5 protein-coding genes are annotated in these 9,809 nt (G+C 61.3%); 2 read left to right on the top strand and 3 right to left on the bottom strand.

Annotated elements, in window-relative coordinates; translation table 11 throughout:
- The coding region (locus tag BGC09_RS17415; protein ID WP_176728964.1) for an HD-GYP domain-containing protein at positions 1-352 on the bottom strand (352 nt) is incomplete at its 3' end.
- A 482-nt stretch (positions 353-834) separates the two neighbouring features.
- On the opposite strand from BGC09_RS17415, the gene BGC09_RS17410 reads away from it, so the two are divergent.
- Both BGC09_RS17410 and BGC09_RS17405 read left to right on the top strand, forming a co-directional pair.
- Positions 835-2,280 carry a metallophosphoesterase family protein gene (locus BGC09_RS17410; protein WP_069805505.1) on the top strand — a complete coding sequence of 482 codons (1,446 nt, stop codon included), beginning with the start codon at positions 835-837 and terminating at the stop codon, positions 2,278-2,280.
- 91 nt (positions 2,281-2,371) lie between these two features.
- Positions 2,372-6,271 (top strand): AAA family ATPase, encoded by a 3,900-nt coding sequence (locus BGC09_RS17405; RefSeq protein WP_141727837.1) that lies wholly within the window; start codon positions 2,372-2,374, stop codon positions 6,269-6,271.
- 142 nt (positions 6,272-6,413) lie between these two features.
- On the opposite strand, the gene miaA is transcribed toward BGC09_RS17405, so the two are convergent.
- A complete protein-coding gene (miaA, locus tag BGC09_RS17400) occupies positions 6,414-7,322 on the bottom strand; it encodes a tRNA (adenosine(37)-N6)-dimethylallyltransferase MiaA (RefSeq protein ID WP_176728963.1) in 909 nt (302 codons plus the stop codon).
- Positions 7,323-7,369: 47 nt separating this feature from the next.
- The gene (locus tag BGC09_RS17395; protein ID WP_069805502.1) at positions 7,370-9,688 is read right to left on the bottom strand and encodes a serine/threonine protein kinase; all 2,319 of its coding nucleotides are present in this window, start codon (positions 9,686-9,688) and stop codon (positions 7,370-7,372) included.
- Between the last annotated feature and the right edge of the window lie 121 nt (positions 9,689-9,809).

Genomic DNA, 9,809 nt, shown 5'->3' with positions numbered 1-9,809 from the left:
CCACCGTCAAAATGCGCGCACTCAAAGGAATGGCCTCGCCGCGCAATCCAGAAGGATAGCCCTGGCCGTCCCAGCGCTCATGATGGTATAAGACCGTTTCAACATAAAACGGGTCCACATCGCACCCAAGCAAGATACGAGCGCCGATCACTGGATGACGCTGCATCTTGCGCCGTTCCTCTGCGGAGAGGGCGGCGGATTTGTGCAAAATCTCGTTGGCTATCCAGGTTTTCCCTAGATCGTGAACCAGAGCCGCCAGGGCCAGATCATGGGCCTGGCTGTGCTCCCACCCCAGCTTACTCGCCAATCGATAGGCGTAGACAGCAACACGGCGCGAATGCTCGTAGGTCACGAGATCGCGCTCCTTTATGCTCCTGGCAAAGGCGAGCAGGATCTCTCTGCTCTCCCTGCCATCCTTCAAGGTTTTGACTGCCACCACTCTGCTCTACTCCCTCTAAGCCCACAATGGATGACGGTAAAGAGGATGAGTGCAAGACGATGAATCATATAATATAGTAATGTTTTCACTTGCTGTCTGCCCAAGCTCTTGTTTTCAGGCAGTACTTTTGTGTCACTCGTCCTCTATTTGTCTCTTCCTGGAAGCCCCGCTAGCCTGTCTGATCGGTTGTCTGAAAGGGCAAGGGTAGCCTCCCTAAAGGAACGTGGCCTGCCTGCTCATCCCCCAAATGGTCCCTCTTTCCGGGCCGCCTGTTTTTTAATCGTCATAATTTATGATAGACTCCTCTTACCATCAATTCTGTGTGCAGGAAAGATCACTGCGACTTGTTGCACGGCAGTAAGATCGTCTCTCAGTTCAGTTGGAAGTAGCTTGCGATGACAGAAGAACTTGTGGAGGAGGGTTCAGAAAAGAAGCTGGACCCTGAGCAGCAGGCGAATGAGGGGCAGGATGCGGCGTCGCGCCCGCGCGATGTGATCACGGTGGTCCTGACGGCGGATAACCATCTGGGCGCAGCCGCTGGCCAGCCGATGCGCCGCCGCGAGGAGCGAGCACGCCAGCTACGGCATGCCTTTCAACAGGCGGTCGATTTCGCGATTGGTCAGGGCGTCGATCTTTTCATCCAGGCCGGGGATCTTTTCGATTCGTTGAATCCGGCTGAGCATGAGCGTAGCTTTGTAGCCGAGCGTCTGGTTCAGCTCCGTCAGGCGGGTGTGCGCACGTTTATGGTCGGTGGGCTGCACGATACGCCGCCGCTGGGCCGGGCCCTCGCTGAGGGGGCGTTGCCCGCGCCTCACTTGAGCTTTGCCCGCCTCGGCGCCCTCCATTATTTTGAGCCGCTCTCTCCCCCTTCCCATCTGTCGGCTGTGACAGTGTCGGGGACCAATCTGGGAAGCGGGCAACCTCTGATCGAATTAGCGCCGGCTTTCTGTGAGATTGGGCCGATACGGGTCGGCCTCTGTGGTCTGAGTGTGCGCGCTGGCCAGGAAGGTGATCCGCTGGCCTACGTTCGTCCCGCTGCTGAGCTTGAGCGCGCCCAGATCCGTATTTTGATTCTCCATGCCCCTATTGAGGGCCTGAGCGCCGAACCCGCCCCTGCTGAAGCCCAGGCCCAGGCCCAGGCTCTGGTGAGCCGCTCGACATTGGCACGGCAGACAGAGTTCCAGTATGTCCTGGCCGGCTATCACCACGCCTTTCAGCAGCTGCGCATTGGCCAGTGCGAGCTGATCGTGGCGGGCCCAACTCAGCATATTGATTTCAATGACCCTGATGCCGAACCTGGCTTTGTCTTTCTCGGTCTGGCGAGCGATGGCGTTCGCTGGTGCAAGCATATCGCTGTCGAAGCTGTACACCTGCGTCGCCTGGTTGTACCAACCAGCGCGCTCTGGCCAGCTCCACCGGCAGGGACGCCCGGCGGCGAGACCGGGGCTGCGGCCTCTGCTGCTTCTACCGCTGGCTCTCCCACGGCTGTTATTCTGGAACGTCTGCGCCCTCTCTGTGATCAACAGACGATGGTTCAGCTGAAGCTGGAGGGCGAGCTGACGCGCCAGCAATATCATCAGCTCGATCTGAACCAGATCCGCCGTTACGGCGAGCAGCACGCTTTCTCGCTGGCCATTGACGACACGGCCCTGACCCTGGTACCTGACCATGAGGCTTCCAGCAGTGCCGGCCCGACTGAGGCCACCGAGCGCTTCTCTCCTCGCGAGGAGCTGGCTGCTCTGGCCGATGAGTGGATCGCTGCCGCCTCTGATGAACAAGAAAAAAAAGCTCTGTTGGTGACAAAAGAAGTGTTGCTGAATGCTCTGGATGAGATCCATTAGCGCGAAGCGCTCTGAGCGCCCGCTCCTGTGACGCCTGATCGGTGCGCTCGCTGGTCGGAGGCTCTGCACCGCTGAGCTATGTGAAGGAGATGTGGTAGCGAAAGGGCGGGTCGCGGCGAGCATGCTGGCCTCTCTGCTCGACTCTCTTGAAACAACGGCGGAGAGCGCTCGCATCTCCCGAGAGGAGTGTGAACGGAGTGAAGCAGAAATGATTATTCTGAAACATCTGACAGTCGAGCGTTTCAGGCTCTTGCGAGAAATAGATCTGCACTTTCCCCAGCGCGGAAGTATCCTGATCCAGGGGCCGAACGAGGCTGGTAAGTCAACCCTCTTTGAATGTATCTACTTTGCTCTCTTTGGCGAGCCACTCACTACGCATCGGGAGAAACGGGCGCTGGACGATCTGATTATGTACGGAGAGACCGAGGCTTCCGTCAAGCTGACCCTCTCCGTGGGCGCCACTGAACTGGCTATTACGCGCACGATTGAGCGCGGCAGCGGCCAGCGCGTCTCGCTTGTGGTCCGCCGCCTCGGCATGCCCGAGAGCGAGCCAATCACTCAGTTGCGTGCCGCTAATGAGCGCATCATTGCTGAGTTGGGGCGCCTCGATGGCGAGACGCTGCGTAATTCTTGCCTGATCGAGCAGAAGGGCCTCCAACGTCTTGAGCAGATCAGTGGCCATGAACGCGAGCTTGCTCTGCGCCGCCTCTTGGGTCTGGAGAAGCTGACGCGCCTGGCTGAGCAGTTTCGCCTGACCCCCGAGGATGAGGAGCAGCTGCGCGAGTGCTCTGCTCGCTTGCGGCTGGCCGAGCTGCAGGCTCGCATTCCTGAGCTAAGCGCCAGGCTGGGCCAGGTCGAGGAGGCCCTGGATGCTGTGACCGTCAATGAGTATCTGGCCGAGATCGAGCAGCAAGAGGCGGAGATTGCTGAGCAGGAGAGCAATCTCTCAACTATCCAGCAGAAGCGTTCCGAGCTGAAGAGCCGCCAGGCTCGCGTGCAGCAGCTGAAGAAGGCTGAGACGATCCTCGCTGAGCTGATTACTGCCTACGATGAGATGGCTGAGGCCCGCCGCGAGTTGCCAGAGCTGGACCGCCAGATCGCCGATCTGGAGCTGCGCGAGCGCGAGGAGCTGCCGGCTTTGGAGAAGCGGGTGCGCGAGCTTGAAGATCTCTCGCGCTCCTTCGGTACTCTGGAGCGCATGGCTACCGACCTCCTGGCTACGGTCAGTACCATTAAGGAACTGGAGCAGGAGGCTCAGGAGCGCACGACCTTTGAGGAGAGCCTTGAACAGCTAGAGACACAGATCAGTCGCGCTCAGGCACGCCTCGATCAGGCCCGGTTGACTCGCAGCGAGCTGGAAGAGCGCCGCCGGGCCGGACGGCCCTCCCTGGAGGAGCGGCTGCGGCGCCTGCGTCATTTGGCCTCCCGTTTAGAGACGCTGCGTCAGGCTGAGGAGCGCTATGCCCAGCGCCTGGCGGCGCGTGAGCAGGCTGAGCAGCTGGAAAACCGCATTGAGGATGCACGCCGCCGCCTGCGCGAGGCTGAGCAGCAACAGGCTCGCTCTGAGCAGGAGGTGCGCCAGACCGAGCAGCAGGTCGTGACCTATGAGGAGCGCTGGCGTCGTCAGAATCTGGCGCGCCAGCTAGAGGAGTGGCTGCGCCTGCGCGATAAGTTGCGCGGCTTGACAGAGGCGGAGCGACAGGTTCGTGCCGCCTATCAACAACACGAGCGCTGCCATCAGGAGGTTGCCGCCGCTCTCAGCGTGATGCGCCACTTGCTCGCCTTTCTCATTGTGGCCGGCATCGGCTTCGGGATCGCTGCTCTCCTGAGCTTCATCTGGGCGCTCTCGCAGCTCCTGGTCCCGGCGGTCATCGGCATTGTGCTGGCGGCTGCCTGCGTTGCCGCTTTCGTCGTCATCTTTATCCGCTATAGTCGCGCACGGGTCTCCGTCCAGCAGGCCCTACAGCGCGAGCAGGACGCTCTCAATCATGTCCGGGCAATGGTGGCTGCTCGTGAGGCGGCGGCCCGGGCCAATGGTGGTCAAGAGGCCCTGGCTCGCGTCGAAGAAGAGATTCGCGCTCTCGGGGCCGAGGTCCCGGCTTCGCCTGATGAGGCCCGGCGCCTGATTGAGCAGGCCCAGGCCGAGCGCTCTTCTCTCAATGAGCAGCAGGCCCTGGCTGAAGCTCGTGAGCGCCTGGCTACTCTGCGTGCTCAGGTGACTCAGAGTGCCGAGACGGTCACCGCTCTGCGCAAGCAGGTGAGCGAGCTGGAGGAGGAGGCACGCGCGAAAGATTTGGATGATATCCACAGCAAGCTCCGTAGCGATCTGGTGGCCGTGGATCAGGCTCGCCATGAGCTGGCGACTTTGATGGGTCAAGAGGGCCTACCAATTCCGACCTTCGAGGCCAATGTTTTCAATTCCCCCGCGAAACATGCCGAGCTAAAAGCCATCATTGAGGGGGCGCTCAAAACTGCTGAGCTGGAGATCGCCGCCCTCGACGGCAAAATCGATGCGATCACCGAGCTGCAGGAGCAGATCAAGAGCTGTGAGCAGGAGCTGGAAGGTCTCCAGACCCGCAAACAGGTGCTCCTTGGGCGCCTCGAACGCTTTCAGACAGGCGATCCCCTCCAACAGCTGGCTCGCGCCCGCGAGCAACAGGCCGCTCTCAGGGAGGCCTTGCAGAAACTGACAGATTCCTTGCGCCAGCGCGTCAAGCCCCTCGGCCTGCAGTTCGGTCAGGCCCAGGTCAGCAGTGCAGAGAGCGCGGCGCGCCGCGAGCTGGAGGCACTCCATATTACGCTCGGGCGCCGCATCGAACTGCAGGGGCGCCGCGAGCACTACGCTGCCCTCCTCAAAGAGCGTCAGCAGTCTCTCTCTGGCTACTATCAGCAGCTGGCAAAGTTCAGCACAGTGCTCGGTAGCTGGATTATCCCGCCCAATCCCTTTGCCGAGACCCTCAACGGCCTCCGCGCTCGCTGTCAGCAGGAATTGCAGGCTGCCAGCGAAGAAAGCATTCTGCAGGAGCTGGAGCAGTTGCAGATGCAAGAGGGCGCTTCGCGGGCCAAGATCGAGTTGTGTCGGCAGGAAATCGAGGAAATCCACGAGCGGATTCGTTCCCTGCTTGAGCTGCGTGGGCGCCCCGCTCCCCAGGGCTACCAGCGCGAAGAAATTGTGGCCGTCTGGCCTCTCGTTGGCGAGTATGGCGTCGCCGGTCGTCAGCGCTTAGAGGAAGAGCGCGAGCAGCTGGAACAAGAGCTCCAGCTGCGTGAGAAGGAGGAGCTGGAGCTGAGCCAGCAGCTGGGAACCGGCGGCGAACGGCTCGATCTGGAGCAGACTCGCAAGCGCATGGAGCAGCAGGAACGCAGCTATCAAACCAAGAAGCGTGGCAGTATGCTGATCGCGGCGGCCATCGAACGCCTGATGCGCAAGATGGTCCCGCGCACCGAATACTACATGCAGCAGATTCTGCCGCTCTTGACCAGTGGCCGTTATCACGATGTGCAACTGGTGACCGAGCCAGAGGAGGGCAGCGCCAGCGGCGGACCGCTGCGCTGGCGAGTCTGGGATTCGGCGGCTGGCGAGTATATCCCGCGTGAAGCGCTCTCCAGTGGGGCGGCAGATCAGATTTCCTTCGCCCTGCGTCTGGCCTTTGCCATCGCGGCCCTGCCTCGCGAGCTCAATGCCGCTCCAGGCTTTTTGCTCCTCGACGAGCCGCTAAGCTCCTTCGATCAGCGGCGCACACAGGCTGTGGTCGAAGTAGTGACCGGTGAGATGCTGGGTCAGCACTTCGAGCAGGTCTTCTTTATCTCGCACAGCGGTGCTTTTGATCCCGCTCAGTTCCCCTACTATCTCTTGATCGATGGGGGACAGGTGGTCGAGAGCAATCTGCCTGTGGTGACGCCGCGCAGCTCGCTCAATGGCAATGGCAGCCGCCCCTCGTCAGAGGAAGGACCCGAAACCAGTTCGGAAGCAACCTCGATCGTCGCCTAGGGCGGTCAGCCCCGCTGCCCGGCGCAAACCTGCGCCCAGGAGGAAGGAACCTGCTCCCAGCGAGCAGGCCCTTTCCTCCTGAATGCCGGGAGCAGGCCGCTGCCGCCTACCGCTCTGCTCCTGGCAAAGACATCCGCCGTCATTACGACCCCCCGAGAAAGCGCTCCACTTCAGCCTCGGCTCGCGCCAGGTCAGGACCTTCCAGCCAGAGAATGCGCTGATCACGGCGAAACCAGCTCAGCTGACGGCGAGCAAAATCATGGATCGCGCCCTTCAGCTGTTCTGCCATCTCCGCCTCGTTCGCATATTCGCCACGCAATAAGCGACTGATAAAACGGTACTCTAACCCCAGGGCTTCCAGACGCTCGTGACTGATCCCCTGAGCCAGCAAGCGACGCACCTCATCGACCATACCCTGGCGCAGACGCTCATCGAGACGCTGATCGATGCGACGATACAGCTCCGCCCGCGGCCAATGAATGCCCAAGAGAAGGCTCTCGTAAAGGGGAGCAGGCGCCCCCTGCTGCTCGGAGAAGGGCCTGCCGGTCAGAAGGCAGACCTCCAGGGCGCGAATCACTCGTCGCGGATTGCGACGGTCGATATGGGCCGCGGCCCTCGGATCACGTCTCTCCAGCTCAGCGACCAATTCTGCAAGTGGACGCTGCTCAAGCTGCCGGCGCAGCTCCATGTCGGGAGGCACCTGGGGGACCTGCACGTTGTCTACTACCAGCTGAATATAGTGCGGAGAACCACCGACCAGCAGAGGCAGTCTCCCACGACTTACGATGGCCTCAATCGCTGCCAGGGCCTCCTCCCGAAAGCGAGCTGCGCTGTAAACCTCGCCCGGATCGGCCACATCAAGCAAGTGGTGAGGAACCAGCGCCCGCTCCTCTGGAGTTACCTTGGCCGTGCCAAGATCCAAACCACGGTAAACCTGGCGCGAATCGGCAGAGACGATTTCACCGTTGAAGCGCTGAGCGAGCTGGATGCCAAGGGCACTCTTGCCCGAAGCGGTCGGCCCCAGGACCACAACCACCTTCCCTTTCCGCACTGATTGCACCCTCTCAGCGGGTCTCATCGGCTCTTTCTCATCCACAGCTATGGATGCCCAATCAGTCGATCGATACGGAAGATTAACGCTAACGCCACAGCAGCCCCCGCAGCCACGGCCAGCGGCGTCAGCAGACTCAGGCTGGTCCCCAGAGCCAGACTCAGACCAAGGCTAACCCCGGTAACCATCAACAGGGCCAGGGTCGGCAAGCGGAAGCGCTTCATCGCCCAGGTCGCTCCGGCCAGCAAGCGACTGCTGATGAACTGACTACTGCCCAGAGTGCCGGCCAGGGCGGCCAGAATGAGCAATGTCAAGGCATGGAGCGGAGACGCCCCATCCTGAAATCCGCTGTGCCAGGCGGGTTCCAGCAGGCCGAGGGCCGCCAGGGTGGTGGCCAGCCCCGTACAGAAACGGTTCAGTAACACAGGAAGCTGCCAGCCGTGATCGGCATTCAGCAACAAGGCTCCCAGTGGAGCCAGTGGAAGCATCGCCAGCAGCACCGGTAGAAAGGCTGGATCGGGTGGTAAGGGCGCATGTGAAAAGAAAGGCAACTGCGAATATAACTCATAAAACAGAGAGGGGCTAAGTAAAGCCGCAGCAAAGACCTGGAGCCAATAGAGCCGGCGGCGCTCAGCGGGACTTGCCCGTAGCGGGTCCCAGCCGCCTGGTTGGCCATACTTCGCCTTATAGGCCTCATCCTGGGGATTGATATAGGCGGGCAGCGCTGGAGCCATCGAGCCAGAGCGCTGGCTGGGAGGCAGCAAGCGTTGACCGGCGCCGGTGCCAACGCTACCAGAAGAGACCGGGCCGCTGCCTGCTCTTGTCCCGCTAGCCGTTATCGGTCCCGTGGCGGTATAGTCCATCACCTCCACCTCCACTTTCACCTCCACCGGCTTCCCCGCGGTCTCGCCGAGGGGCGTAATCACGATAGTGCCGCTATAGCGCTGCGAGCCTGCAAGCTGGCTGCTATCCACGCGCACACGCACCAGCGTGCTCATCCCATCGAAGCGGGTCTGATCCACAATAATCCACGGCTCCACAGGCTGAATGGTGCCCTGAACAATCGAACCCTGATTCCCTGTGATCGTGAGCAACATAGGGGCTGACAGGCCCGGGTAGACCTGGCCAAAATGAATCGTGGCCGGGCGCACAATCATCAGCGGTGCCTTGCGAGGGCGGGCAGGGGCGCGCCCTCGAGCCGCCTCAGAGGCCGCGGAAGCTGTAGCATTGACGGACCTCTGCGCTTTCGTGCGCAGGTGAGCGTCTGGCCCCATAATCAGTTGGATCAGTCGTTCAACGCCCAGCTCAGGATCGCCGGTCGTCGTCCGTAAGCGGCGCACCTTGCGCGCCAGATCGCTCTCGCCGATCTCCTCCAGCCACGACTCGATCTCCCCGCTGAACAGGTAGTCAGCCCCCTCCTCGGGGAAGCGGGCACACAACTCGGCCAGCTCTTCTGGTGTTGTGGCCTCCTGCCCGTTCTCGAACGGGAGTGTTCCCACGCGGAAGAGCGCCCGACGGAACACGGCCACACTTGGATAGCGGTCATTGGGATCAAGAGAGGCTGCTTTCTCCAAAGCCCGCGCCACCGTTGGCGAGATTGCAGGATTCAGCGTACGCGCATCTGGCAGGCCAAAGCCCTTCTCTGGCAGCGTCCCTGTCAAAAGCTGAAAGAGCGTCACCGCCAACGAGTAGATGTCAGAGCGCTGATCTGTTTGAGCGCTGCCATACTGCTCTGGAGGAGCAAAACCAGGAGTGCCCAGCAGCTGAGTGTCCTGTGAAGAAGAGCGACGCACCAGCCGGGCAATACCGAAATCGATCAACTTGATGCGTCCATCCCGACGCAGCATAATATTGCCTGGCTTGAGATCGCGGAAAATCACCGGCGGCTGCTGGCCATGTAAATACTCCAGGACGTCGCAGATCTGCCGGGCCCAGCCCAGCACGCGCCGCTCAGAGAAGGGCCCGCCATTCTCCTCCAGCAGCTCTTCCAGCGTCTTCCCATCGATATACTCCATCACCAGGAAATGGCGCTCACCCTCGCTGAAGAAGTCGGTAAAGGCGGGAAGGTTGGGGTGGCTGAGTCGCGACAAAATAGTCGCCTCGGCCAGAAAATTCTCCAGTGCCTTGCCCTGTTCGCTAGGTGGCACGGAAGAGAGACTCATCTCCTTCACCGCGCAGATCTCGCCCCGCTTCGTATCGCGCGCCTGATAGACTGCTCCCATGCCCCCCTGGCCGATCACCCGCAAGATGATGTAGCGCTTGTGGAGCAGAGTATTGCGTCCCAGGCGTCCCGTCTGGGCATTTCCCTGATCGTTTTGTGGACTGATGGGACTGATGGTGAACCCCCTGTCTCTCCTCACGGACATCAAAGCTCCTCGGTCCACCGCCGGCGCCGCCGGGCCGGTCCAAACTCGCTGCCTCTCTTGACCAGCAAGACCCGGCCAGGCAGAGGGCCTGCAGCGCCTTCGTAGCTCTCGTGCATTCCAG

The sequence above is a fragment of the Thermogemmatispora onikobensis genome (genome assembly GCF_001748285.1).
Classification (GTDB): Bacteria; Chloroflexota; Ktedonobacteria; order Ktedonobacterales; family Ktedonobacteraceae; genus Thermogemmatispora; species Thermogemmatispora onikobensis.
Note: the sequence above shows the minus strand (reverse complement) of the source record. Positions and strands in the feature narration are given on the sequence as shown.